23 protein-coding genes and 1 riboswitch are annotated in these 25,276 nt (G+C 61.1%); of the genes, 10 read left to right on the top strand and 13 right to left on the bottom strand.

Annotation, left to right across the window (positions count from 1 at the left end):
• Positions 1-91: 91 nt before the first annotated feature.
• The 5 genes from ACSPX5_RS21565 to tkt all read right to left on the bottom strand — a co-directional run bounded on the left by ACSPX5_RS21565 (position 92) and on the right by tkt (position 5,144).
• Positions 92-424, bottom strand: a complete 333-nt coding sequence (locus ACSPX5_RS21565) for an MliC family protein (protein WP_207863768.1) — start codon at positions 422-424, stop codon at positions 92-94.
• Positions 425-480: 56 nt separating this feature from the next.
• Entirely contained in the window at positions 481-702 is a 222-nt protein-coding gene (locus tag ACSPX5_RS21570) for a hypothetical protein (protein WP_169432262.1), read from the bottom strand.
• A gap of 34 nt (positions 703-736) precedes the next feature.
• Positions 737-1,900, bottom strand: a complete 1,164-nt coding sequence (locus tag ACSPX5_RS21575) for a phosphoglycerate kinase (RefSeq protein ID WP_169432263.1) — start codon at positions 1,898-1,900, stop codon at positions 737-739.
• A gap of 12 nt (positions 1,901-1,912) precedes the next feature.
• Positions 1,913-2,965, bottom strand: a complete 1,053-nt coding sequence (gene epd, locus ACSPX5_RS21580) for an erythrose-4-phosphate dehydrogenase (protein ID WP_169432264.1) — start codon at positions 2,963-2,965, stop codon at positions 1,913-1,915.
• Positions 2,966-3,146: 181 nt separating this feature from the next.
• A complete protein-coding gene (gene tkt, locus ACSPX5_RS21585) occupies positions 3,147-5,144 on the bottom strand; it encodes a transketolase (RefSeq protein ID WP_439820222.1) in 1,998 nt (665 codons plus the stop codon).
• Positions 5,145-5,402: 258 nt separating this feature from the next.
• On the opposite strand from tkt, the gene ACSPX5_RS21590 reads away from it, so the two are divergent.
• The 4 genes from ACSPX5_RS21590 to ACSPX5_RS21605 all read left to right on the top strand — a co-directional run bounded on the left by ACSPX5_RS21590 (position 5,403) and on the right by ACSPX5_RS21605 (position 9,924).
• Entirely contained in the window at positions 5,403-6,398 is a 996-nt protein-coding gene (locus tag ACSPX5_RS21590; protein ID WP_169432266.1) for an ArsR/SmtB family transcription factor, read from the top strand.
• Between the two features lie 18 nt (positions 6,399-6,416).
• Positions 6,417-7,607, top strand: a complete 1,191-nt coding sequence (metK, locus tag ACSPX5_RS21595) for a methionine adenosyltransferase (protein ID WP_027610621.1) — start codon at positions 6,417-6,419, stop codon at positions 7,605-7,607.
• Between the two features lie 145 nt (positions 7,608-7,752).
• Positions 7,753-9,432: an NAD-dependent DNA ligase LigB gene (ligB, locus tag ACSPX5_RS21600; RefSeq protein ID WP_439820223.1), complete on the top strand. Its 1,680-nt coding sequence runs from the start codon at positions 7,753-7,755 to the stop codon at positions 9,430-9,432.
• Positions 9,433-9,528: 96 nt separating this feature from the next.
• Complete coding sequence (locus tag ACSPX5_RS21605) at positions 9,529-9,924, top strand: DUF1090 domain-containing protein (RefSeq protein ID WP_085731609.1); 396 nt, start codon at positions 9,529-9,531, stop codon at positions 9,922-9,924.
• Between the two features lie 42 nt (positions 9,925-9,966).
• Here ACSPX5_RS21605 and ACSPX5_RS21610 read toward each other — a convergent pair whose 3' ends face one another.
• Positions 9,967-10,416 (bottom strand): c-type cytochrome, encoded by a 450-nt coding sequence (locus ACSPX5_RS21610; protein WP_169432268.1) that lies wholly within the window; start codon positions 10,414-10,416, stop codon positions 9,967-9,969.
• A 128-nt stretch (positions 10,417-10,544) separates the two neighbouring features.
• On the opposite strand from ACSPX5_RS21610, the gene mltA reads away from it, so the two are divergent.
• The gene (mltA, locus tag ACSPX5_RS21615) at positions 10,545-11,717 is read left to right on the top strand and encodes a murein transglycosylase A (RefSeq protein ID WP_439820224.1); all 1,173 of its coding nucleotides are present in this window, start codon (positions 10,545-10,547) and stop codon (positions 11,715-11,717) included.
• A gap of 49 nt (positions 11,718-11,766) precedes the next feature.
• Here mltA and ACSPX5_RS21620 read toward each other — a convergent pair whose 3' ends face one another.
• Both ACSPX5_RS21620 and ACSPX5_RS21625 read right to left on the bottom strand, forming a co-directional pair.
• Positions 11,767-12,150, bottom strand: coding sequence for an MAPEG family protein (locus ACSPX5_RS21620; protein WP_065261838.1), 384 nt, complete (start codon positions 12,148-12,150; stop codon positions 11,767-11,769).
• A gap of 37 nt (positions 12,151-12,187) precedes the next feature.
• Positions 12,188-13,021 carry an EamA family transporter gene (locus ACSPX5_RS21625; RefSeq protein ID WP_169432270.1) on the bottom strand — a complete coding sequence of 278 codons (834 nt, stop codon included), beginning with the start codon at positions 13,019-13,021 and terminating at the stop codon, positions 12,188-12,190.
• Between the two features lie 239 nt (positions 13,022-13,260).
• Between ACSPX5_RS21625 and ACSPX5_RS21630 the strand changes: the two genes are divergently transcribed.
• Positions 13,261-14,526, top strand: coding sequence for a cation:proton antiporter (locus ACSPX5_RS21630; protein WP_207863773.1), 1,266 nt, complete (start codon positions 13,261-13,263; stop codon positions 14,524-14,526).
• Here the strand turns inward: ACSPX5_RS21630 and ACSPX5_RS21635 are convergent, their stop codons facing one another.
• Both ACSPX5_RS21635 and ACSPX5_RS21640 read right to left on the bottom strand, forming a co-directional pair.
• Positions 14,527-15,414, bottom strand: coding sequence for a formate/nitrite transporter family protein (locus tag ACSPX5_RS21635; RefSeq protein WP_169432272.1), 888 nt, complete (start codon positions 15,412-15,414; stop codon positions 14,527-14,529).
• A gap of 190 nt (positions 15,415-15,604) precedes the next feature.
• Entirely contained in the window at positions 15,605-16,012 is a 408-nt protein-coding gene (locus tag ACSPX5_RS21640) for an acyl-CoA thioesterase (RefSeq protein WP_003229043.1), read from the bottom strand.
• Between the two features lie 197 nt (positions 16,013-16,209).
• Positions 16,210-16,308, top strand: a riboswitch (S-adenosyl-L-homocysteine riboswitch).
• Positions 16,309-16,331: 23 nt separating this feature from the next.
• On the opposite strand from ACSPX5_RS21640, the gene ahcY reads away from it, so the two are divergent.
• From ahcY to ACSPX5_RS21660, 4 genes are all read left to right on the top strand, one after another.
• Positions 16,332-17,741 (top strand): adenosylhomocysteinase, encoded by a 1,410-nt coding sequence (ahcY, locus tag ACSPX5_RS21645; protein ID WP_323159786.1) that lies wholly within the window; start codon positions 16,332-16,334, stop codon positions 17,739-17,741.
• 160 nt (positions 17,742-17,901) lie between these two features.
• Positions 17,902-18,747, top strand: coding sequence for a methylenetetrahydrofolate reductase [NAD(P)H] (gene metF / locus ACSPX5_RS21650; RefSeq protein WP_085731601.1), 846 nt, complete (start codon positions 17,902-17,904; stop codon positions 18,745-18,747).
• A 168-nt stretch (positions 18,748-18,915) separates the two neighbouring features.
• The gene (locus ACSPX5_RS21655; RefSeq protein WP_439820225.1) at positions 18,916-19,728 is read left to right on the top strand and encodes a substrate-binding periplasmic protein; all 813 of its coding nucleotides are present in this window, start codon (positions 18,916-18,918) and stop codon (positions 19,726-19,728) included.
• A 222-nt stretch (positions 19,729-19,950) separates the two neighbouring features.
• On the top strand, positions 19,951-21,819 hold the full coding sequence (locus ACSPX5_RS21660) for a DEAD/DEAH box helicase (RefSeq protein ID WP_439820226.1): 1,869 nt from the start codon (positions 19,951-19,953) through the stop codon (positions 21,817-21,819).
• A 69-nt stretch (positions 21,820-21,888) separates the two neighbouring features.
• On the opposite strand, the gene ACSPX5_RS21665 is transcribed toward ACSPX5_RS21660, so the two are convergent.
• The 3 genes from ACSPX5_RS21665 to ACSPX5_RS21675 form a co-directional block, all read right to left on the bottom strand.
• Positions 21,889-22,482: a YceI family protein gene (locus ACSPX5_RS21665; RefSeq protein WP_169432275.1), complete on the bottom strand. Its 594-nt coding sequence runs from the start codon at positions 22,480-22,482 to the stop codon at positions 21,889-21,891.
• 31 nt (positions 22,483-22,513) lie between these two features.
• Positions 22,514-23,065 (bottom strand): cytochrome b, encoded by a 552-nt coding sequence (locus tag ACSPX5_RS21670; protein ID WP_439820227.1) that lies wholly within the window; start codon positions 23,063-23,065, stop codon positions 22,514-22,516.
• A 249-nt stretch (positions 23,066-23,314) separates the two neighbouring features.
• The gene (locus ACSPX5_RS21675) at positions 23,315-25,111 is read right to left on the bottom strand and encodes a flavin monoamine oxidase family protein (protein WP_439820228.1); all 1,797 of its coding nucleotides are present in this window, start codon (positions 25,109-25,111) and stop codon (positions 23,315-23,317) included.
• Between the last annotated feature and the right edge of the window lie 165 nt (positions 25,112-25,276).

The raw sequence follows: 25,276 nt of genomic DNA on the forward strand, positions 1-25,276 counted from the left end.
TGCCAGCCTGCCGGAGCGGCGGCGGCTATTCAAGTGATTGCAGATCGGGGGTTGAGGCCCGGCCTGGTGATTCGATAAAGCAGATTCTGTTTTATTCGGCTTTGCAGCCCCGGCCGATCAGATCATTGGTAGCGACCCAGTAGACCAGGCCTTCATTACCTTTGATGTGAAACGCCAGCATGTCGTCGCTGTACAACGCGCCCGAGGCACCCGGCTCTTCTTTCAGGTGATAGACCTGATCGCCACCGCCCAGTCGCACATCGACTTCCTTCTGGCCGGCGTCGGTAAAGCGCCACAGCACCTTGGCCTGGCTGTCGCAGGTCCAGGTGGTCCAGTTATCCACAGGGGCGGACGACTGGAACGGGTTCCACTGCGCGCAACCACCCAACAATCCGAGTGCCGCAACGGCGATCAGGCCTTTCATCCGTGTTCCTCGACCGGCAGCGCACGCCGCCGGACTTGAGTAAAGAGTCAGACCGGTCAAGGACAACCATGTTCCTTGGCCGGGGTTTGCGTCTCGTACTTGTCCAGGCCTTCCGGCCCCGAGCGCTTGTTGAGCACCGGGTTGGTTTCTGCCTGCCAGTCGGCCTGGTAGCAGCCTTTCTGTGCCTCGCCCGGTGCCGGTGTCGCCTCGGCCTTCGGGTTACTCCCGCAGGCCGCCAGCGTACCGGTCAGCAACAACAGCGCTAACGACTTGACCATCTGAACACTCCTTTGCCTGGCCAAACGGGCGGCCTCAGGCCTTGGCCCGGCTTTCCAGGACTTCAACGGCCGGCAGCACCTTGCCTTCGACGAACTCGAGGAACGCGCCACCGCCGGTGGAAATGTAGGAGATCTTTTCAGCCACGCCATATTTATCGATGGCCGCCAGGGTGTCGCCACCGCCGGCAATCGAGAACGCCGCGCTTTCGGCGATGGCTTCGGCCAGCACTTTGGTGCCGTTGCCAAACTGGTCGAATTCGAACACGCCGACCGGACCGTTCCACAGGATGGTTTTCGACGACTTCAGCAGTTCAGCGAAGTTGGCCGCGGTTTGCGGGCCGATGTCGAGAATCATGTCGTCGGCAGCGACGTCAGCGATCAGCTTCACGGTCGCTTCGGCGCTTTCAGCGAATTCCTTGGCAACTACCACGTCCACCGGCAGCGGCACGCTGACCTTGGCGGCGATGGCGCGCGCGGTGTCCAGCAGATCCGGCTCGTAGAGGGACTTGCCGACCGGGTGACCGGCCGCCGCGAGGAAGGTGTTGGCGATGCCGCCGCCGACGATCAGTTGATCGCAGATCTGGCTGAGGCTGTTCAGGACGTCGAGTTTGGTCGAGACCTTGGAACCGGCAACGATGGCCGCCATCGGCTTGGCCGGTGCGCCCAGGGCTTTGCCCAGTGCTTCGAGCTCAGCAGCCAGCAGCGGGCCGGCAGCGGCGACTTTGGCGAACTTGGCGACGCCGTGGGTCGAACCTTCGGCGCGGTGAGCAGTGCCGAAAGCGTCCATCACGAACACGTCGCACAGGGCGGCGTATTGCTGGGCCAGTTCGTCGGCGTTCTTTTTCTCGCCCTTGTTGAAGCGCACGTTTTCGAACAGCACGATGTCGCCGGCCTTGACGTCAACGCCGCCCAGGTAGTCGGCCACCAGCGGCACTTCGCGGCCCAGGGCCTTGCTCAGGTAGTCGGCGACTGGCTTGAGGCTGTTCTCGGCAGAGAACTCGCCTTCGGTCGGACGACCCAGGTGCGAGCAGACCATCACGGCCGCGCCTTTTTCCAGGGCCAGCTTGATGGTCGGCAGCGAAGCCAGGATACGCGCATCGCTGGTGACAACACCGTCCTTGACTGGGACGTTGAGGTCTTCGCGGATCAATACGCGCTTACCTTGCAGATCGAGGTCGGACATCTTCAACACGGTCATGGGTCGCACTTCCTACGGTTTTTTTGAAGTCGCTGTCTGCAGATAGTGTTCTGCAACATCCAGCATTCGGTTGGCAAAACCCCATTCGTTGTCGAACCAGGCCAGGATGTTCACCAGCCGAGGGCCGGAAACGCGGGTCTGACTGGCATCGACGATGGCCGAATGTGGGTCATGATTAAAATCACAGCTAGCATGGGGAAGCTCGGTGTAGGCCAGCAGACCTTTGAGCGGGCCGCTGGTGGCGGCGTCGCGCAGGATCCGGTTGACCTCGCCGGCGTCGGTGTCGCTGGCGGTCTGCATCGTGATGTCGAGGCAGGACACGTTGACCGTCGGCACGCGTACGGCTTTGGCCTGAATTCGCCCGGCAAGTTCCGGCAGCAGGCGCTCGATACCACGCGCCAGACCAGTGGATACCGGGATCACCGACTGGAACGCCGAACGGGTGCGGCGCAGGTCTTCGTGGTGATAGGCGTCGATCACCGGCTGATCGTTCATCGCCGAGTGGATCGTGGTGATCGACACGAATTCCAGGCCGATCGCCTTGTCCAGCAGACGCAACAGCGGCACGCCGCAGTTGGTGGTGCAGGAAGCGTTGGACACCAGCAGTTCGTCGCCGGTCAGACAATCCTGATTGACGCCGTAGACGATGGTGGCGTCGACATCCGCCTCGCTGGCCATCGGCTGCGAAAACAGCACTCGTGGCGCGCCGGCGTCGAGGAAACGCTGGCCGTCTGCGCGGGTGTGCCAGGCGCCGGAGCATTCGAGCACCAGATCGACGCCCAGCGACGCCCAATCGATGCCTTCGGGAGTGGCACTGCGCAGGACCTTCACGCAGTTGCCATTGATATGCAGACAATCGCCGTCGACCTTCACTTCGCCGGGGAACCGGCCGTGAGTGGAGTCGAAGCGTGTCAGGTATTCGATGCTGGCCATGTCGGCCAGGTCGTTGATCGCGACAATTTCAAACCCTGCCGCCGAGCCTCGCTCGAACAATGCACGCAAGACACAACGACCAATCCGGCCGTAGCCGTTGAGTGCAACTTTGTAGGGACGCGGTTGAGGCATGGGGTTCTCGATTACCGTGGTGTATCCGTTATTGCATTGTTGTTCGAACCACCGCTATCGCGAGCAGGCTCGCTCCCACATTGGGTCTTTGCTGTGAACACTGTTTGTGTCACACAACAAATTCCCTGTGGGAGCGAGCCTGCTCGCGATTGGCGGCAGCCCGATCAACACAATTTCTGGATCAGTCTTCCAGCAGCTCTTCAGCCTGACCCAGGATGTTTTCCAGGGTGAAGCCGAACTCTTCGAACAGTGCCGAAGCCGGAGCCGATTCGCCGTAGGTGGTCATGCCGATCACGCGACCTTCCAGACCCACGTACTTGAACCAGAAGTCGGCGTGGGCCGCTTCGATCGCGATACGCGCGCCAACCTGCAACGGCAGGACCGATTGCTTGTAGCTGGCGTCCTGAGCGTCGAACGCGCTGGTGCACGGCATGGAAACCACGCGCACCTTGCGGCCCTGCTCGGTCAGCTTGTCGTAGGCCTGAACGGCCAGACCGACTTCCGAACCGGTGGCGATCAGGATCAGCTCAGGCTCGCCTGCGCAGTCCTTCAGCACATAGCCACCACGGCGGATGTCGGCGATCTGGCCGGCATCGCGGGTCTGGTGCTGCAGGTTCTGACGCGAGAAGATCAGCGCCGACGGGCCGTCCTTGCGCTCCAGTGCGTTTTTCCAGGCCACGGCCGATTCAACGGCATCGGCTGGACGCCAGGTGTCGAGGTTCGGCGTGCTGCGCAGGCTGGTCAGTTGCTCGATCGGCTGGTGCGTCGGGCCGTCTTCGCCCAGACCGATGGAGTCGTGGGTGTAGACGTGGATCACACGCTGCTTCATCAGCGCGGACATGCGCACTGCGTTGCGGGCGTATTCCATGAACATCAGGAAGGTCGCGCCGTAAGGCACCAGACCGCCGTGCAGGGCAACACCGTTCATGATCGCGGTCATGCCGAATTCGCGCACGCCGTAGTACATGTAGTTGCCGCTGGCGTCTTCGGCGCTGACGCCTTTGCAGCCTTTCCACAGGGTCAGGTTGGAACCGGCCAGGTCAGCCGAACCGCCCAGCACTTCCGGCAGCAGCGGGCCGAACGCATTCAGGGCGTTCTGGCTGGCTTTACGGCTGGCGATGGTTTCGCCTTTGGCCGCAACTTCGGCGATGTAGGCGTCAGCCTTCTCGGAGAAGTCGGCCGGCAGCTCGCCGCTCAGGCGACGGATCAGCTCGTTGGCATCGGTCGGGAAAGCGGCGGAGTAGGCAGCGAAACGCTGGTCCCATTCGGCTTCTACAGCGCGGCCTTTTTCCTTGGCATCCCACTCGGCATAGATGTCGGCCGGGATTTCGAACGGGCCGTGGTTCCAGTTCAGCGCCTGACGGGTCAGGGCGATTTCCGCATCACCCAGCGGGGCGCCGTGGCAATCTTCCTTGCCTTGCTTGTTCGGCGAACCGAAACCGATGGTGGTCTTGCAGCAGATCAGGGTCGGCAGCGGGCTCTTGCGCGCGGTCTCGATGGCGGTCTTGATCTCTTCCGGATCGTGACCGTCGACATTGCGGATCACTTGCCAGTTGTAGGACTCGAAACGCTTCGGCGTGTCGTCGGTGAACCAGCCTTCGACTTCGCCGTCGATGGAGATGCCGTTGTCATCGTAGAAGGCGATCAGCTTGCCCAGGCCCAGGGTACCGGCCAGGGAAGCGACTTCGTGGGAAATGCCTTCCATCATGCAGCCATCACCCAGGAACACGTAGGTGTGGTGGTCGACGATGTTGTGGCCGGGACGGTTGAACTGCGCACCCAGTACCTTTTCAGCCAGGGCGAAGCCCACGGCGTTGGCCAGACCCTGACCCAGCGGGCCGGTGGTGGTCTCGACGCCCGGGGTGTAACCGAATTCCGGGTGGCCTGGAGTACGGCTGTGCAGTTGACGGAATTGTTTCAGGTCGTCGATCGACAGGTCGTAACCGGTCAGGTGCAGCAGCGAGTAGATCAACATCGAACCGTGACCGTTGGACAGCACGAAGCGGTCACGGTCGGCGAACGATGGATTGCTCGGGTTGTGTTTGAGGTAGTCGCGCCAAAGCACTTCGGCGATATCTGCCATACCCATGGGGGCACCGGGATGGCCGCTGTTGGCTTTTTGCACGGCATCCATGCTGAGGGCACGAATGGCGTTGGCACGCTCACGACGGCTAGGCATCGCTGATCTCCTGGGTGTGAATAGATTGAAACGGAAAAAAGGAGGGCATTTTCCCTCACCCGAGCGCCTCGGGGCAATGACAGATAGTCATCCGGAGGCGTTTTTCCCATGGATAACATCGGATTCGGTTGGTGAAACCTTTCCGCTGTTCGTTTGTAGAGTTGGCGGGTTGTCGAGAAGTGCCATCTATCGAGCAATATCAAAACTTTTTGATATTGCTCTTGCGGTGTTTTTCGGCCGTCACTAGACTGCGGCCCTATGAATTTACGTGTGCCTTCCATTCGCCATGACGATTGCGACGAGCTGGCGGCCCTGTGCAAGGCCGGCGGCGATCCGCTGCGGCTGAATGTATTGCGTGCCCTGGCCAACGATTCGTTCGGCGTATTGGAACTGGCGCAGATTTTCGGTATCGGTCAGTCCGGCATGAGCCACCACCTCAAAGTGCTGGCACAGGCGGATCTGGTGGCGACCCGCCGCGAAGGCAACGCGATTTTCTATCGCCGCGCCCTGCCCCATACCGAACTTCTGGGCGGCAAGTTGCACAGCGCTTTGTTAGAAGAAGTCGACAATCTGGACCTGCCGGACGATGTGCAGGCACGCATTGGCCAGGTCCACGGACAGCGGGCCGCTGCCAGCCAGGACTTTTTCGCCCGGGTCGCGGAAAAATTCCGTGCCCAGCAAGACTTGATTGCCGGCCTGCCGCAGTACCGTGACAGCGTGCTGGCCCTGCTCGACAAACTGAATTTCGATGGGGCAGCCTCGGCCATCGAAGTCGGCCCCGGCGATGGAGCATTCCTCCCGGAACTGGCACGCCGCTTCGGCACCGTAACCGCTCTGGACAACAGTGCGGCGATGCTCGAACTGGCGCGTCAGGTATGCGTTCGTGAACGGCTGGCTAACGTCAGCCTGCAATTGGCCGATGCATTGAATGGCACAAGCCTTCAGGCCGATTGCGTGGTATTGAACATGGTGTTGCACCATTTCGCCGCGCCGGCCGAAGCGCTCAAGCACATGGCCAGCCTGCTGCAACCGGGCGGTAGCCTGCTCGTGACAGAGTTATGTAGCCACAACCAGAGTTGGGCCAGGGAGGCCTGCGGTGATCTGTGGTTGGGGTTTGAACAGGACGATCTGGCCCGTTGGGCCACCGCTGCGGGACTCGTTCCCGGGGAAAGCCTCTATGTAGGCTTACGCAATGGTTTCCAGATCCAGGTCCGCCACTTTCAGCGGCCGGCTGGCGACACTCACCATCGGTAAATTCAGGAAAACATCGAGATGAGCGAATACTCCCTCTTCACCTCCGAGTCCGTGTCTGAAGGACATCCGGACAAAATCGCCGACCAGATTTCCGATGCAGTGCTGGACGCCATCATCGCCCAGGACAAGCACGCACGCGTTGCGGTGGAAACCCTGGTCAAGACTGGCGTGGCCATCGTTGCCGGTGAAGTGACCACCAGCGCCTGGGTCGACCTGGAGCAGATCGTTCGTGACGTGATCTGCGACATCGGCTACACCAGCTCCGAAGTCGGCTTCGACGGTGCCACCTGCGGCGTGATGAACATCATCGGCAAGCAGTCCCCTGACATCAACCAGGGTGTCGACCGCGCCAAGCCTGAAGATCAGGGCGCCGGCGACCAGGGCCTGATGTTCGGCTACGCCAGCAACGAAACCGACGTGCTGATGCCGGCACCGATCACCTTCTCGCACCAACTGGTGCAGCGTCAGGCCGAAGCCCGTAAATCGGGTCTGCTGCCTTGGCTGCGTCCGGATGCCAAGTCGCAAGTGACCTGCCGTTACGAAGGCGGCAAGGTTGTGGGTATCGACGCCGTGGTTCTGTCGACCCAGCACAACCCTGAAGTGTCGTACAAAGACCTGCGCGAAGGCGTGATGGAGCTGATCGTCAAGCACGTGCTGCCTGCCGAACTGCTGAGCAAGGACACCCAGTTCCACATCAACCCGACCGGCCAGTTCATCATCGGCGGCCCGGTGGGCGACTGCGGTCTGACCGGTCGCAAGATCATCGTCGACAGCTACGGCGGCATGGCCCGTCACGGCGGTGGCGCGTTCTCCGGCAAGGATCCATCGAAGGTTGACCGTTCGGCTGCCTACGCTGGCCGTTACGTTGCCAAGAACATCGTGGCTGCCGGCCTGGCCGAGCGTTGCGAGATCCAGGTTTCCTACGCGATCGGTGTTGCCCAGCCTACCTCGATCTCGCTGAACACCTTCGGCACCGGCAAGATCAGCGATGACAAGATCATCAAACTGGTCCGCGAAGTGTTCGACCTGCGTCCATACGCGATCACCACCATGCTCGACCTGCTGCACCCGATGTACCAGGAAACCGCAGCCTACGGCCACTTCGGCCGTGCTCCGCAGACCAAGACTGTTGGCGAAGACACCTTCTCCACTTTCACCTGGGAAAAAACCGACCGCGCCGACGCCCTGCGTTCCGCTGCCGGTCTGTAAAACTTCCCTGGCAGTACAGAAAGCCCCGCACGGTTCACCGTGCGGGGCTTTTTCATGGCCGCGAAACACCCGGAAAAACAGCCGAACGGCCCGCTGGAAAATCCCGTCTAGCCTTCAGGTATCTCCCTGAGCAAGGACGCTCACGATGCTAGCCACACTGCGCCTGTTTTTCCTTTTCCTGCTGTTTTCGATCCACCTCGGCACCTTCGCCGGCGATTGCCCGGACTGGGCTGCCGACCGGGCCCGAACCCAGATCACCACCCTGCAACAACAGATCGACCAGTGGGACGACGCCTATCACCGCAAAGGCCGGTCGATCATTGCCGACGAACTTTATGACCAGTCCCGTATCCGGCTCGGCGAATGGCGCGAGTGTTTCAAGCTTCCATCACCGTCCAAGCCGTTACGGACTGCATCGGGGCCGGTCGCGCATCCGATCGCCCATACCGGTCTCGACAAACTTCACGATGCAGCGGACATCGAAGCCTGGTTGCGCGACCGCAAAGAGGTCTGGGTACAACCCAAGGTCGACGGCGTGGCCGTCACGCTGATCTATCGCTCCGGGCGGTTGCAGCAGGCGATCAGTCGCGGCGACGGCATTCGCGGGCAGGACTGGACCGCATCGGCACAGAAAATCAGCGCCATTCCCCAGAAACTGACACAACCTCTGGATCTGTCGGTGCAGGGCGAACTGTATTGGCGACTGAACGACCATATCCAGGCCCGCATCGGTAGCGCCAACGCCCGCGCGACAGTCGCCGGCCTGATGGGACGCAAGGACTTGAGTGCCGAAAAGGCAGCGGGCATCGGGCTTTTTGTCTGGGACTGGCCGTTGGGGCCGAGCAGCCTGAGAGATCGCATCACAGGATTGGCCGCATTGGGTTTCGTAACCACGGAATCTTACAGCCACCCCGTCAGCGGTCTTGCCGATGCGCAGCAGTGGCGCGATCACTGGTATCGCTCGCCACTGCCTTTCGCCAGCGACGGTGTCGTATTGCGTCAGAGTCAGCGTCCCCCTGCCGAACGCTGGCAGGCGCGCTCGCCTTACTGGGCCGTGGCCTGGAAGTATCCGTTCGCCCAGGCTCTGGCCGATGTGCGCAAGGTCAATTTCAAGATCGGCCGAACCGGGCGCATCACCCCCGTGCTGGAGCTGGCGCCGGTCAGGCTCGATGACCGCCAGATCAAACGAGTCAGCGTCAGCTCACTCAAACGCTGGCAGGAACTGGATATTCGCCCCGGCGACCAAGTCGCGATCAGTCTGGCCGGGCTGACAATTCCGCGACTGGACAGCGTTGTGCTGCGCAGCACGGAGCGCGTCGAGTTGAACGTTCCTCTCGCCAGCGACTTTCACCCCCTGAGCTGCTGGCAACCGACGCCCGGATGCGAGAGCCAGTTCCTAGCGCGTCTGACCTGGCTTGGTGGCAAACAGGGGCTGGCACTGCCCCATGTCGGACGCGGCACGTGGGAGAAACTTCTGGATACAGGCCGACTGAACAGCCTGCTGGATTGGTTGACCCTCGAGGAGCCAGAGCTTGCTAAGATTGCCGGCCTCGGCGAGCGCAGCAGCGCCCGCCTGCACCACAGTTTTCACAGCGCTCGCCAGCGGCCGTTCACCCAATGGCTCAAAGCCCTGGGGTTGCCGCCGACCGGCCAGGCCTCTTTGGCTGATTCATGGCAAGCGCTGGCACAACGGAATACCGAACAATGGCAGGCAGAACCCGGAATCGGCCCGGGTCGCGCAGCGCAATTGAGCGCTTTTTTCCGCGACCCGCAGGTGCTGGCCCTGAGTGAAACCTTACGCGCCGCCGGAATCGACGGCTTCTGAACATGCATCCCGGCAAGCCGGGAACCCAACGGTCGCCGAAGCGCTCCAACAGCGCAGTGCCTTCCCGACCCGATTGCCTTCGCACATGGAGCTTTTATGAAATTTCTCGCACCGCTCGCCATGCTGACTCTTTGCGGCGTAATGGCCGCACCCGCGATGGCAGGCGAAGACGCCCCGGGCCTGACCGGTTGTGCTGCCAAGAAGCAAGGCATCATCAATCAGATCGAACAGGCCAAATCCCGCGGCAACGCCGACCAGCAGGCCGGTCTCGAAACCGCCCTGCGCGAAGTCACCGAACACTGCACCGACGCCGGCCTGAAAAAGGAACGTGAAAACAAGGTGCTCGACGCCAAGCACGAAGTGAGCAAGCGTCAGGCCGATCTCGACAAGGCCATGAAGAAAGGCGACCCGGAGAAAATCGACAAGCGCAAGAACAAGCTCGCCGAGTCGCGCAAGGAATTGCAGGACGCGCTGGACGAACTGGACAAGTAAGAAAGCCAGGGATCACAGCCAAAGACTGTGATCCCTTGAACATCAGTGGTCGCGAAACTCTTTATGACAGGCACTGCAGGCATCTTCGACCTTCTGCACCGCCGGCCCCAGGTTGCTGGCCTTGTACGGCTGGACCTTGCTGGCGATCACCAGTTCACCGGTGGCGGTCTCAAGGGTGCGGGCCATTTCCTGGAAACGTGCCTGCCTCTTCCAGACATCGTCCTTGGCACTGGTGTGATCTTCTTCGCGCACCGAAGGGAAATGCTTCCACGGTTCATGGGACAGTGCATCGAGCTTGATCGCGCCTTCCGTGAATTTCGGTCCGTCGAAGGCAATGCGCCCGCGCAGCATGCCGCCCAGGTCTTCGCCGGTCTTGAGCATCTGCTTGAAGATCGCCTTGCGCTGGCCCAGTGGAGAATTGGGGTCGACACCACCGCAGGCGGACAAGGTCAGACAGGCCAGCAATACAACGGAAAGTCTTTTAAGAGTCATGGTGGCTTCAGGTCACGGAATTCGGCGGCCAGTATCCTCGCGTCACCGCCAAACACCAATAGCCCTATTAATAATACGGGTTGCAGGCGCGCATGGAGCACGCCTGCAACCGACACAGGAAATTCTCCATGAACAGCCGTTTCAAGGCCTGGCGTCACCCACTCATCGCAACCCTGCCGCTGCTGGCCATCCTCGCCGGCTGCACCGGGGGCGACAGTGCCAAGCCGAAAACCCACGCACTGGCCACTTACTCCAGCGCCACCTGGGAAGCCCTGCCTGCGGTTTCCGACAACGATCTGGTGGCCGGTTTCGGTTCGTGGCGCAGTGCCTGCACCCGGCTCAAGGCTGACCCGATCTGGGGCGCTACCTGCGCAGCGGCGGCCAACGTGCCGCAAAGCGCCGGCGACATCCGCAGCTTCCTCAAGCAACACCTCGACGTCTTCGGTCTGCGCGCCGAGCACGACAATCCCAACGGCCTGATCACCGGTTACTACGAACCGGTCTACCCCGGCAGCCTGACGCAAACCGCAACCGCCAATGTACCGGTGTATGGCGTGCCTGAAGACATGATCATCGTCTCCCTGGACAGCATTTACCCGGAGTTGAAAGGCAAGCGCCTGCGCGGACGCCTCGAAGGTCGTGTACTCAAACCTTACGACGACGCCGCGACCATCCAGAGCAAAGGGGTCAAGGCGCCAGTGGTGGCGTGGCTGACCGATCCGATGAACCTGCAATTCCTGCAGATCCAGGGTTCAGGGAGGATTCAGACCGAGGACGGCCGGCAACTGCGCATCGCCTACGCCGACCAGAACGGTCATCCGTACCGGCCGATCGGCCGCTGGCTGGTGGAGCAGGGCGAGCTGAAGAAAGAAGACGTGACCATGGGCGCGATCAGCAACTGGGCCAAGGCCAACCCGTCGCGCATTCCGGAATTGCTGGGCAGTAACCCGAGCTACGTGTTCTTCACCCGAAATCCGGACAGTAACGAAGGCCCGCGCGGCTCGTTGAATGTGCCGCTGACCGCCGGTTACAGCGCGGCGGTCGATCGCAAGGTGATCCCGCTGGGCAGCCTGTTATGGCTGTCGACCACCCGCCCTGACGGCACGCCACTGGTACGCCCCGTCGCTGCGCAGGACACCGGCGGCGCCATTGCCGGCGAGGTTCGTGCGGATCTGTTCTGGGGTACCGGTGATGCCGCCGGGCAACTGGCCGGTGACATGAAGCAGCAAGGGCAGATCTGGATGCTCTGGCCAAAAGGCGCGGCATTGCCGCAAGTGCCGCAGGTGGCCGACAAGCAGTAAGCGAAACGCAAAAGATCGCAGGCCTCGTCAGCCTGCGATCTTTTCAGTTTCAGACCGAAACGAAGAAGAAACTGGCGATCAGCCCCATTCCGACAAACCACACCAGCGACCGCAGAATCGCCCAGTCCGCCAGATAGCAGATGATGTACAGCAAGCGACTGGTGATGAACAACACCGCCAGCACATTCACTGTTACCAACTCTGCCGTGCCCACCAGATGCGCAACGATCACCGCCGCCGCAAAGGCTGGCGTTACTTCAAAACTGTTCAGTTGCGCCGCATGGGCCCGCCGCGCCACGCCATTCAGGCTTTCGAGAAAATCCCGGGGATCGTGATTGTCGCTCAGCCGATAACCACCGACAGCCTTGGCCACGCCCGTGCACACATAGGGCAGAAAGATCGCAATGAAAACGCACCACAAAGCCACCGTCATAACGCCGTCCTTCTTCAGTTTTTAGAGTGTTGGCGGGTCAGAACTTCATCACCAGCATGCCGATCAGCACCAGCCCACAGGCTAAGAGCCGTGGCCGGCCGAAAGGTTCTTTCAGGTAGCGCATGCCGAACAGCACCACCAGAATCACGCTGATTTCACGCAATGCCGCCGCTTCGGCAATTGATCCCAGTTGCATCGCCCACAGCACCAGAGCGTAGCTGAACAACACGCAGAACCCGACCGCCAGTCCCAGTTTCCACTGTTCACGCCAGAACAGCAGGAACGCCGGCCGCCTGGCGACCCATGCCAGCATCGGGAACGGCCAGGCACTGAGCAGCGTGACCCAGACCAGGTAATCCAGTGGATGCGACCAGCGCCGCAAAGCTTGGCCATCGATGTAGGTGTAGCAGCCGATGCACAACCCGATCAGCGCCACCACCGGCAGCATCGACCATGGCAAATGTTTCCCGCCGCCGCCCTGCCAGAGCAGGCAGGCCATGCCCAGCGGGATCAGCATGATTCCGAAGATCTGCTGCGTGGTCAGCACTTCGCCGGCGAAGATCAGGGTCAGCGCCAGCACCACCAACGGTGACAGTCCGCGCATCAACGGATAGACCAATCCCAGGTCGCCGACCCGATAGGCCTGAATCAACAGATAGCGATAAAGCAGTTCGAACGCTGCCGAAGCCAGAATCCACGGCCAGATTTCCGGCGGCGGCAGGCTGATGAAAGGAAACGCCAGCGCCACGAACAGCAGCGCCACGGTGTCCATGCAGGCCACCACCAGCAACCGCTCGGCGCTGAACTTGATCAAGGTATTCCACGCGGCGTGCAACAGTGCCGCCACCAACACCAGAGCTGTCGCCAGCACGTGTCACTCCTTCATTCTTGTTTTTGAACCCGAGCCATTTGTTCAGGTCTTTGATTCGCGATGTGTCAGGCGCTGCTTATACGTCAAGCGACCTCGCCACACCCGGTTGCGCACAGACAAATGCCATAAAAATCCTGCCCGGGACACACAATTGTGCCCCCACCCGGTGTCTACCCATCCAACCCTTGCGCCCATGAACAGGTGCGCTGTCTTTTCACCCACCATCCAAAGGACCCCGGATGCTTGAACTTGTCGCCGCTTTCATTTGCCTCACCACCCTCCTCACCTTCGTGAATTTCCGCTTCATCGGCTTGCCGCCCACCATCGGCGTGATGGTTACCGCGCTGATGTTTTCCCTGTTGCTGCAAGGCCTGAGCCTGCTCGGTTATCCCGGTCTCGAAGAACGCGTGCAGCAACTGATCGGCCAGATCGACTTCGGCGATCTGCTGATGAACTGGATGTTGTCGTTCCTGCTGTTCGCCGGCGCCCTGCACGTCAACCTGAATGACTTGCGCAGCTATCGCTGGCCCATCGGCCTGCTGGCGACCTTCGGCGTGCTGATCGCCACCGCCGTGATCGGCAGCCTCGCCTACTACATCTTCGCCCTGTTCGGCTGGCACGTGAGCTTCCTCTACTGCCTGTTGTTCGGCGCACTGATCTCCCCGACCGACCCAATCGCGGTGCTCGGCGTGTTGCGTACCGCCAACGCCTCGAAGCCGTTGAAAACCACTATTGTCGGCGAGTCGCTGTTCAACGACGGTACTGCCGTGGTGGTGTTCACCGTGTTGCTGGGTATCGCGCAACTGGGTGAGACCCCGACCGTCGGCGCCACCGCCATGCTGTTTGCCCATGAAGCCATCGGCGGCGTGCTGTTCGGCGGGTTGATCGGTTATCTGGTGTACCTGATGATCAAGAGCATCGAGCAGCACCAGATCGAAGTCATGCTGACCCTGGCGCTGGTCATCGGCGGCTCGGCGATGGCCACCGAGCTGCACGTTTCGGCGCCCATTGCGATGGTGGTCGCCGGTCTGATCATCGGTAACCTGGGGCGTAACCTGGCGATGAACGACATGACGCGCAAATACCTGGACGGTTTCTGGGAATTGCTCGATGACATGCTCAACGCCCTGCTGTTCGCGCTGATCGGCATGGAACTGTTGCTGCTGCCGTTCAATTGGCTGCACGTGGCGGCGGCGAGCCTGTTGGCGCTGGCGATTCTGCTATCGCGCCTGCTCACCGTGGCCCCGGCGATTGTTCTGTTGCGCCGCTGGCGCACGGTGCCGCGTGGCACCATCCGGATCCTGACCTGGGGCGGTTTGCGCGGCGGGGTCTCGGTGGCATTGGCCCTGGCCCTGCCGCTGGGTCCGGAGCGCGACCTGCTGCTGAGCATCACCTACATCGTGGTGCTGTCGTCGATCCTGTTGCAGGGCCTGACCATCGGCAAACTGGTCAAGCACGCCACCCGTGATGAACCGGTAACCACTGCCGAACCTGCGCACCACTGATCATTGCTTGATCCGCTGCGGATCGGGCTTTTCAGCCTGATCCGCAGACGCTTTCGGTTTTCCGCTTTCGCTGCGAATCTGCGCGTGGCTGATCAGGGCGAAGATGAAACTGCCGCCGATGATATTCCCCGCCAACGTCGGCCCGGCAAACACCATCCAGAAATCACTCCACGGCAACTCGCCGGCAAACACCAGATACGACACTTCAGCCGAACCCACCACGATGTGGGTGAAATCGCCGAGCGCCATGAGATAAGTGATGAGGATGATGATCCACATCTTCGCGCTCTCCATGGACGGAATCATCCAGACCATGGTGGCGATCATCCAGCCGGAAACGATGCCTTTTGCGAACATCTGGCTCGCATGGTTCTCCATGACCTTGCGGCCGATCTCGAGGAAGGCGATGTCGGTCTTGCTGTCAAAGATCGGCAGTTCCAACATCACGTAGGCCACCAGAATCGTGCCGCAAAGGTTGCCGAACAGCACGACCGTCCAGAGCCGGATCAGGCGGCCGAAATTGGCCAGGGTCGGTTTAGTCATCACCGGCAGCACGGCGGTCAGGGTGTTTTCGGTGAACAGTTGCTGGCGGGCGAGAATCACCGCAAGAAAGCCTGCGCAGTAGCCGAAACTGGCGATCACCTTGAACTCGTCGCCCTCGGGCAATCGCGAATTGAGCAGGCCCATGCCCATCAGCGACAGGCCCATGGTCAGCCCGGCTGCAAGCGCCGACCACCAGAGCGCGGCAATACTGCGCTCCAGCTCCTGGTCGCCCTGGGTGCGGATGATTTCATGCAGAACCGCCGCCCGGGGCGGCTGGCTTTTCTCGACTTCGTGCTGCTCTTTGGCCGAGAGGTCGGGGGTCTTGCCGTCTGTTGGCGTGGTCATGGCGTGGGAACCGTAGAGGGGCTTTTAGCTACGACCCCTGCGGTTCATGGCTGTTCAGTAGCCAGATAAATCTTCGGTGACTGCACAACCGCATTCGCGAGCAAGCCCGCTCCCACAGTTGACCGAGTTGCGGTAGAGCACGCGGTCTAATGTGGGAGCGGGCTTGCTCGCGAAGGGCGCACCGCCGATATCACTTGGTGACGAGTTCGTCTTCCTTGAACTGGTCTTTGACGTACTTGATCTCGGTCCGCCCGTGCGGCGCCGGCAAGCCGTCTTCGCCGAGGTTGACGAAGACCATCTTCTCGACCGTCAGGATGCTCTTGCGGGTGATCTTGTTGCGCACTTCGCACGTCAGGGTGATCGAGGTGCGGCCGAACTCGGTGGCAGTGATGCCCAGTTCGATGATGTCGCCCTGGCGCGAGGCGCTGACGAAGTTGATCTCGGAAATGTACTTGGTCACCACGCGCTGGTTGCCCAGCTGAACGATGGCGTAGATCGCGGCCTCTTCGTCGATCCAGCGCAGCAGGCTGCCACCGAACAGGGTGCCGTTGGGGTTGAGGTCTTCGGGTTTTACCCACTTGCGGGTGTGGAAATTCATCTTCACTCCTGAGCGTCTTGCCGAATGATGGCGCCATCTTGGCAGACTGAGCGGTCATGCTCCATGAGGCTTCTACTATGGTCGCGATTGGCGATCTTCATCTGGCCGACAGAAACCCTTTGGAAGATCAGTCCAGACGGCTATAATCGCCCCCGTTTCAAAACGGTAACCTTCACTTGATACCGTTTTCCCGCCACCTGTCCGAGGGGCGCTGCAGCAGGTTCAACCTGTCAGGCTCGGATGGGGCGTTGACTGGCTCAGGCCGGACACTAAACGCACAACGGCGCCCATTCGCATACATTACGAATGGAGGCTCTTCATGAGCGCTGTTATCACGCCTGCCGATTTTAACGATTACAAAGTCGCCGACATGTCCCTGGCTGCCTGGGGCCGTCGCGAAACCATCATCGCCGAATCGGAAATGCCGGCCCTGATGGGTCTGCGCCGCAAGTACGCTTCCGAGCAGCCGCTCAAGGGCGCGAAAATCCTCGGCTGCATCCACATGACCATTCAGACCGCCGTGCTGATCGAAACCCTGGTTGCCCTGGGTGCCGAAGTGCGCTGGTCGTCCTGCAACATCTTCTCGACTCAGGACCAGGCCGCCGCTTCCATCGCTGCTGCCGGCATTCCGGTTTTCGCCTGGAAAGGCGAGACTGAAGAAGAGTACGAGTGGTGCCTGGAGCAGACCATCCTGAAGGATGGCCAGCCATGGGACGCCAACATGATCCTCGACGACGGCGGCGACCTGACCGAGCTGCTGCACAAGAAATACCCGCAGGTTCTGGACCGCGTTCACGGCGTGACTGAAGAAACCACCACCGGCGTACACCGTCTGCTGGACATGCTGGCCAAGGGCGAACTGCGCATCCCTGCCATCAACGTCAACGACTCGGTGACCAAGTCCAAGAACGACAACAAGTACGGCTGCCGTCACAGCCTGAACGACGCCATCAAGCGCGGTACCGACCACCTGCTGTCCGGCAAGCAAGCGCTGGTCATCGGTTACGGTGACGTGGGCAAGGGTTCGGCCCAGTCCCTGCGTCAGGAAGGCATGATCGTTAAGGTCTCCGAAGTTGACCCGATCTGCGCCATGCAAGCCTGCATGGACGGTTTCGAACTGGTTTCGCCGTTCATCGACGGTATCAACGACGGCACCGAAGCGAGCATCGACAAAGCGCTGCTGGGCAAGATCGACCTGATCGTGACCACCACCGGCAACGTCAATGTTTGCGACGCCAACATGCTCAAAGCCCTGAAGAAGCGCGCCGTTGTCTGCAACATCGGTCACTTCGACAACGAAATCGACACCGCTTTCATGCGCAAGAACTGGGCATGGGAAGAAGTGAAGCCACAGGTACACAAGATCCACCGTACCGGTGCTGGCTCGTTCGACCCACAGAACGACGACTACCTGATCCTGCTGGCCGAAGGCCGCCTGGTGAACCTGGGCAACGCCACCGGTCACCCGAGCCGCATCATGGACGGTTCGTTCGCCAACCAGGTTCTGGCCCAGATCTTCCTGTTCGGCCAGAAGTACGCCGACCTGTCGCCAGCCCAGAAAGCCGAGCGCCTGACCGTTGAAGTACTGCCAAAGAAACTCGACGAAGAAGTGGCCCTGGAAATGGTTCGCGGCTTCGGCGGCGTGGTCACTCAACTGACCAAGCAACAGGCTGACTACATCGGCGTGACCGTCGAAGGCCCGTTCAAGCCGCACGCTTACCGCTACTGATTGACGCGGCGGCCTGCTCTCCCTGTGGGAGCGGGCTTGCTCGCGAAAGCGGAATGTCATTCAACATTGATGTTGCCTGACCCACTGCTTGCGCGAGCAAGCCCGCTCCCACATCGGCGGTGCAAGCCTCACAGGCTTCGTGTTTCCAAGGGTATTTCCCATGTCCCAAGAACGTCGCTACAGCTTCGAGTTCTTCCCGACCAAGACCGATGCTGGGCATGAAAAACTGCTCGCCACTGCCCGTCAGCTGGCCACCTACAACCCTGACTTCTTTTCCTGCACCTACGGCGCGGGCGGTTCGACCCGTGACCGCACGCTGAACACCGTGCTGCAGCTGGAGAGCGAAGTCAAAGTACCCGCTGCCCCGCACCTGTCGTGCGTCGGCGACAGCAAGGACGACCTGCGCGGCCTGCTGAACGAGTACAAGGCTGCCGGCATCAAGCGCATCGTTGCCCTGCGTGGCGACCTGCCGTCCGGCATGGGCATGACCAGCGGTGAGCTGCGTCACGCCAATGAGCTGGTTGAATTCATTCGTGAAGAGACCGGCAATCATTTCCACATCGAAGTCGCCGCCTACCCGGAGATGCATCCGCAAGCGCGCAACTACGAAGACGATCTCGCCAACTTCGTGCGCAAGGCCCGTGCCGGCGCCGACAGCGCGATCACCCAGTACTTCTTCAACGCCGACAGCTACTTCTACTTCGTCGACCGTTTGCAGGCGCTGGGCGTGGACATTCCGGTTGTGCCGGGGATCATGCCGATCACCAACTACAGCAAACTCGCGCGTTTCTCCGATGCCTGCGGTGCGGAAATCCCGCGCTGGATCCGCAAGCAGCTGGAAGCCTACGGCGATGACAGCCAAAGCATTCAGCGCTTTGGCGAACAGGTCGTCACCGAAATGTGCGAACGCCTGCTGCAAGGCGGTGCGCCTGGCCTGCACTTCTATTCCATGAACCAGGCCGAACCGAGCCTGGCGATCTGGAACAACCTGAAGCTGCCGCGCTGATACCGCTGTACGTCTCAAGCTGAACGCTTCATGCAACAACAGAAGATCGCAAGTTTCGACAGCTCCTGCGCAATTGTCGTCACTGCGATCTTTTGCTTCCAAGGCCCGAAACAGAGCTTCTGCAGCCGGTTTCTGGCTCTTTGGCGTTTCTCGTCGTAATCTCAAGTCATGCCTTTGATCACGCAGTTATTCGCCGTGCTGGTTTTTGCTTGCCTGAGCTTTGCGGCTCGAGGTGAGAAGCTGCGTATCGTCACCGAACCCTGGGCGCCGTACGTGTACGAAGCCGACGGCAAGAAGCTTGGCCTGGACTTCGAAACCACTGCCATTGTGTTCAAGCGTCTGGGCATCGACGTCGAGTGGCAGTTCCTGCCCTGGAAACGCTGCCTGTCAATGCTCGAAACCGGTCAGGCGGACGGTGCGCTGGACATCTTTCACAGCGACGAACGCGATGCCACTCTGCTCTATCCCAGCGAACCCCTGTCGGACGTGGAGTTCGTGATGTTCTACGCCAACGAGCGGCCGCATCCGTTCCGCACCCTGGAGGACCTCAAGGGTCTGACCGTCGGCACCTCGCCGGGTTATCTGTACAGTCCGGACTTCAGCGAATCGCCCCTGTTCAACCGGGAACCGGCACCGACCCATGAAGCCAACTTCGGCAAACTGGTGCGCGGGCGCATCGATCTGTTGATCACCGACCGCCGTGTGGGGCAGCACTTGCTCGACGAATTGAACATCCGCAACCAGATCACCGAGAACCCCACGGTCATCAGTCGCCAGAGCCAGTTTCTGGCCGTGCGGCGCAATGCCGGGATGGATTTGCTGGTGCAGCGCTTCGGCGCCGAACTCAAGCGTTTCAAGCGCGAACCGGCCTACGCCGAACTGAGCGCGCGCTATGGCGCGGCGCCGGTTTCGGCCAAACCCTCGAACAGCGCTACCGCCAGCGGCAAAACCGTTGAGCAGCAGGAAAGCGGCGCGCAGTGATTGCTCTGTTATACTCCGGCGTTCCCGCCAGGCTCACGCCCGGACGCCCGGAACCGTTACAGGCCTCCCGACCCGCTACAGCGCAGCTTTTCAGCCCGCGCGAGCGCTCCGGACGTGCCTTCGGTACCGCAGCAGGACCGGACGGGATTGCGTCCTCTTAAACGCCATTCGCGCCAGGCAAGACTCCCATTGGGCCAAGCCCTAACTAAAACAGGATTACTCATGTCCTTTGCTTCCCTCGGTCTCTCCGAGGCTTTGGTCCGCGCTATCGAAGACGCGGGCTATACCGAGCCTACTCCGGTGCAACAGCGGGCCATTCCCGCCGTGTTGCAAGGTCGCGACCTGATGGTTGCGGCACAGACAGGTACCGGTAAAACCGGCGGTTTCGCCCTTCCGATCCTGGAGCGGCTGTTCCCCAACGGTCACCCGGACAAATCCCAGCGCCACGGCCCGCGCCAGCCGCGCGTACTGGTCCTGACCCCGACCCGCGAACTCGCAGCCCAGGTACACGACAGCTTCAAGATCTACGCCCGTGACCTGAAATTCGTCAGCGCCTGCATCTTCGGCGGCGTCGGCATGAACCCGCAGGTTCAGGCCATGTCCCGTGGGGTAGACGTTCTGGTTGCCTGCCCGGGTCGTCTGCTCGACCTGTGCGGCCAGGGCAGCGTCGATCTGTCCCACGTTGAAATCCTCGTGCTGGACGAAGCCGACCGCATGCTCGACATGGGCTTCGTCCATGACGTGAAGAAAGTCCTCGCGCGTCTGCCGGCCAAGCGCCAGAACCTGCTGTTCTCGGCGACCTTCTCCAAAGACATCACCGACCTCGCCGGCAAGCTGCTGCACAACCCGGAACGCATCGAAGTGACGCCGCCGAACACCACGGTCGAGCGCATCGAACAACGCGTCTTCCGTCTGCCGGCCAGCCACAAGCGTGCGCTGCTGGCTCACCTGATCACCGCCGGCGCGTGGGAACAGGTGCTGGTGTTCACCCGCACCAAGCACGGCGCCAACCGTCTGGCCGAGTACCTGGACAAACACGGCCTGCCGGCTGTGGCGATCCACGGCAACAAGAGCCAGAACGCCCGCACCAAAGCCCTGGCCGACTTCAAGGCCGGTGAAGTGCGCATTCTGGTAGCGACCGACATCGCGGCTCGCGGCCTGGACATCGACCAGTTGCCACACGTGGTCAACTTCGAACTGCCGAACGTCGATGAAGACTACGTGCACCGTATCGGCCGTACCGGCCGTGCCGGTCGCTCGGGTGAGGCGATCTCGCTGGTGGCGCCGGACGAAGAAAAACTGCTGAAAAGCATCGAACGCATGACCAAGCAGAAAATCGCCGACGGCGACCTGATGGGCTTCGATGCCAGCACCATCGAGGCCGAGAAGCCTGAAGTACGCGAGCGTCCGGACATGCGCAACCCGCGCAACGGTCGTGGCCCGCGTGGCGACGGCCCGAATGGCGGTGGCGGTGGTGGCGGTCGCAAGGACAAAGGGAAGGACAAGGGCAAGGAAAAACCGGCCGGTGAACGTGGCGAGCGTCCAGCCCGTCAGCAGAAACCACGCGAAGGCACCCCCGCCCGCGAACAGCGCCAGCCGAGCCAGCCGCCACGCGCCGCTGCTGACCGTGCTCCGGACGAGTTCCTCGACGACGATATCGATAACTTCGGTAACCGCGTTGACTACGTGCCGAAGCAGGCACCTGCCGGCGGTCGTGGCCGTCGCCCTGGCGCTCCGGCGCAAGGCGCAGGGTCCGGCGCTCCACGCGGCGGCCAGTCGCAAGGTCGTCAGAACGGCCCGCGCAACAGCAACGGTTCGAGCACCGGCACCCCGCCGGGCAAGCGCAACGGCCCGCGCAACGGAGCCCCGCGTGACGGTCAGGGTCGTCGCGACGAAAACTCGCGCAACCGCCGCCCGGCCCGTGACGATCAGCAACGCGCCGAGCCTGCCGTGCAGAACCCTCGCAGCAGTGGCCCGAAGATCATGCACAAGGAATCGAAAGCCGACCGCTTCCCGACGCCTGAGCAGCTGGATCAACTGCCAAGCCGTCCACGCGGTGAGAAACCGGCCTTGCTGACCCGCAATCGCTGAGTTTCAACAAGGCAATAAAAAACGCCCCCGGTCGCAAGACCGGGGGCGTTTTTGCAGGGCTGGCGAAAATTACTTCGCTTTCACACCTTCAAACGAGATGTACAGGTCGACTTTGTCAGACTGTGGACCCAGGTCCATCATCTTGCCGAAATCAGAACGCTTGATGCTGGTAGTGCCTTCGAAGCCGGCACGGTAGCCGCCCCATGGATCCTTGCCTTCACCCAGGAAAGTGGCCTTGACCACGATCGGCTTGGTCACGCCGTGCAGGGTCAGGTCACCGGTCACGTCGGCAGTGTCTTTGCCATCGGCGTTCTTGCCGGTGGACTTGACGCTGGTGGAGACGAACTTGGCGTCAGCGTATTTGCCCACGTCCAGGAAGTCTTTGCTGGAGATGTGCTTGTCACGCTCGGCGTGGTTGGTGAACACGCTGGCGGTCTTCACGTCGAACTCGATCTTGCTGTCTTCAGGCTTGGCAGCATCGAAGCTGAACTTGCCGCTGATGTCCTTGAAGGTACCGGTGATGTAGCTGTAGCCCAGGTGGCTGATCTTGAAATCGACGAAGGCGTGCTGGCCTTCCTTGTCGACGGTGTAGTCAGCAGCCATTACGTTGGCGGACAGCACGGCAGAACCGATTGCCAGAGCGGCCAGAGTCTTTTTCAACATGCTTTGTTTTCCTTTGAGTCGAGGTTGAGCTTCAGGCTTTGCGACCGAGCATTCGAGTGAGGGTCGCATCACGATCGATAAAGTGGTGCTTCAATGCTGCCAACGCATGAAGGCCGGAAAAAATTACCAGCGCCCATGCCAGCCAGAGATGAATCACACCGGCGGTATCTGCCTGATCCGGTAGTCCGGAAACCAGTGCAGGAACTTCAAACAGGCCAAACACCGGAATCCCGACACCGTCTGCGGTGGAAATCAGGTAACCGGCAATCATCACGGCGAACAGCGCGAGGTACAGAAACCCGTGGCCAAACTTTGCGCCGATGCGGGTCATGCGGCTGTAGCTCTGCAGCGTTGGCGGCGGTGGGCTGACAAAACGCCACAGCACCCGCAACACCATCACAGCCAGCAGCACCAGCCCGATGCTCTTGTGCAGATCCGGCGCCTCTTTACGCCAGGTGCTGTAGTAATCCAGCCCCACCATCCACAGACCGAGCGCGAACAGTCCGAAGACCGCCAACGCCACACCCCAGTGCATGAAGATACTGACCCAACCGTAGCGCGAAGAAGAATTACGTAGCTGCATTGCCCAAATCCTGTGAGAACTGCGAACCAAGACTAGCGAGTTATCTATCGAATTAAAGCGGAAAATTTCGCTTTGAAATATCGAGAAATACGATCAAGAGTCTTGGACAGGGGAGTTAAGGAAAGATTAAAGGTGAAAAGTGTGACGGGAGATTAGCTGGCGAACGAGCAAACACAGGATGCTTGCTGTTTCACAGGCAATAAAAAAGCGCGGCATGAAAGCCGCGCTTTTTTCATTCACCGCAAAGCCTTACTGCGCTTTGGTATCGGTGCTTGCCGCCGGAGTCGCCGCCGGTTTGGCCGCTGGCTTCTTCGCCGGTTCAGTCTTTTTCGTTGCAGGTTTGGCCGGGGCTTTTTTCGCCTCGGTCTTGGCCGCAGGTTTCTTCGCTGCTGGCTTGGCTGGCGCTTTCTTGGCTGGCTCGGCTTTCACCGGAGTCGCTGGCTTCGGCGCTTCAACCGGGGCTGGCGCAGGTGCCGGAGTCGGTGCAGGCGCTGGAGCGGCTGGAGCAGGTGCTGGTTCGGGGGCTTTCACAGGCGCTGGTTTCTTCTCGTCATCCGAACCACCGAACAGGTTGGTGAAGAAGTTACCTTTCTTCGCCGCCGTGGCCGCACCCGCTGCGCCTGCCGCCGCTGCTGCGGTGGTGGCCGCCGGGCCGACCTTGATCGGTTGGAAGGATTTGCCCGCCGCCAGGTCTTCAACCTGACTGGCCGCACGCTGACCGGTGCGCAACGCGCCTTCCAGGGTGCCCGGATACAGGGTGTCGGTGTGCTCGCCAGCAAACGCTACGCGCTGCAGCGGACGCTCCCACAGGCGCCAGTACTTGCTGATCTGGCCAGGACCGAAGGCCAGGTACGAACCGCCAGTCGACGGATCGGTGCTGTAGCGGCGGATTTCATAACCGGTGAACGCACCACGGGCCAGTGGATAAAACGCGTGCAGACGAATCAGCACCTGATCGACCATCTGCTTGTCGCCGAACGCCTGCATCACCCGGGCATTGTCGCCGGACAGGTTGATCACCACGTTCGCGCCGCCCTTCAGGGCCGGCTCGATCCACAGCATGCCCAGACCGGTGTTGCTGTAGATCTCGCCGGACATCCGCGCCTTGCTTTCCCACACTGGCGTCTTGAACTTCAGCATGATCTGGTCACGCCAGCCGTAGTTGGTGCCTTTGATCGCGGCCAGGTGCTGTGCATCCAGGGCCGGGGTCAGCTGAATCTTGTCGAGGGCACGCAATGGCACCGCCAGTACGACGTAGTCTGCCTGATAGCCCACGCTGCCGACCTTGACGGTCACGCCGTCCTTGTCCTGGACAATCGCGGACACCGGCGAACTGGTCTTGATGGTTTTCAGTTGCTTGACGAAGGCCTGGGCCAGCACCGGGCTGCCACCCACCAGACGCGAAGCGCGCATGTCACGATCGGACACGCCGCGATAAACACGGCTTTGCTGTGCGTAGTACAGCAGCGACAGACGCGAAGGTTCGTCGTAATGGGTGCGGATATCCTGGTTGATCAGCTGACGCGCAGTGGCAGGCAGGTTCTGCTTGTCGAGCCAGCTCGACACGTTGATCTGGTCCAGTGCGTGCAACGTGTTGGTCGCCGCCGGGTTCTGCGGATCGTCGATTGAGCGCGCCAGATCGTCACGGGTTTTCTCGAAGGTTTTCAACGCCTGCGCGGTAGCCGGTTGCTTGGTGGCCAGATCGGCGGCAGAGAAATACTCGCCATCGATCAGGTAACCCGGGGTACGCACGAATTCAGGGGCCGGCGTGGTGCTCAGCTTGAAAGTCGAGACGTACTTGTTCAGCACCGGCTGCGCCTTGTCGTTGCCGATCCACTCGCTGGTGGCCATGCCCGAGCGACCGCCCAGGCTCGGCTTGGCTTCCAGCAACGTGACCTGCCAGCCCTTGTTCTGCAGTTCGTAAGCCGCGGTCAGGCCCGACAGGCCGCCGCCGATCACGATCGCGGTTTTTTCCTTGGCCAGCGCCGTAACGCTGAAAAGCCCCAACACCACAAGCGCACAGGCGCGCAGCCAACCGACAGACATTCAGCGAACTCCGGAAAAACACGTAGGAAAAAGCAGTTTTGCGGGTCAGTCGACCCAAAGAACCGCGAAGAATACGTCAGCCATCAAAACGCCGCCAGCGACGTCTATCGGCCCATACAAAGTAGCTCAATCAACGCAATGGGTTGTCCCGGCGCGACGCATTGC

The sequence above is a fragment of the Pseudomonas sp. HLG18 genome, from assembly GCF_051903985.1.
Lineage (GTDB): Bacteria > Pseudomonadota > Gammaproteobacteria > Pseudomonadales > Pseudomonadaceae > Aquipseudomonas > Aquipseudomonas fluorescens_BT.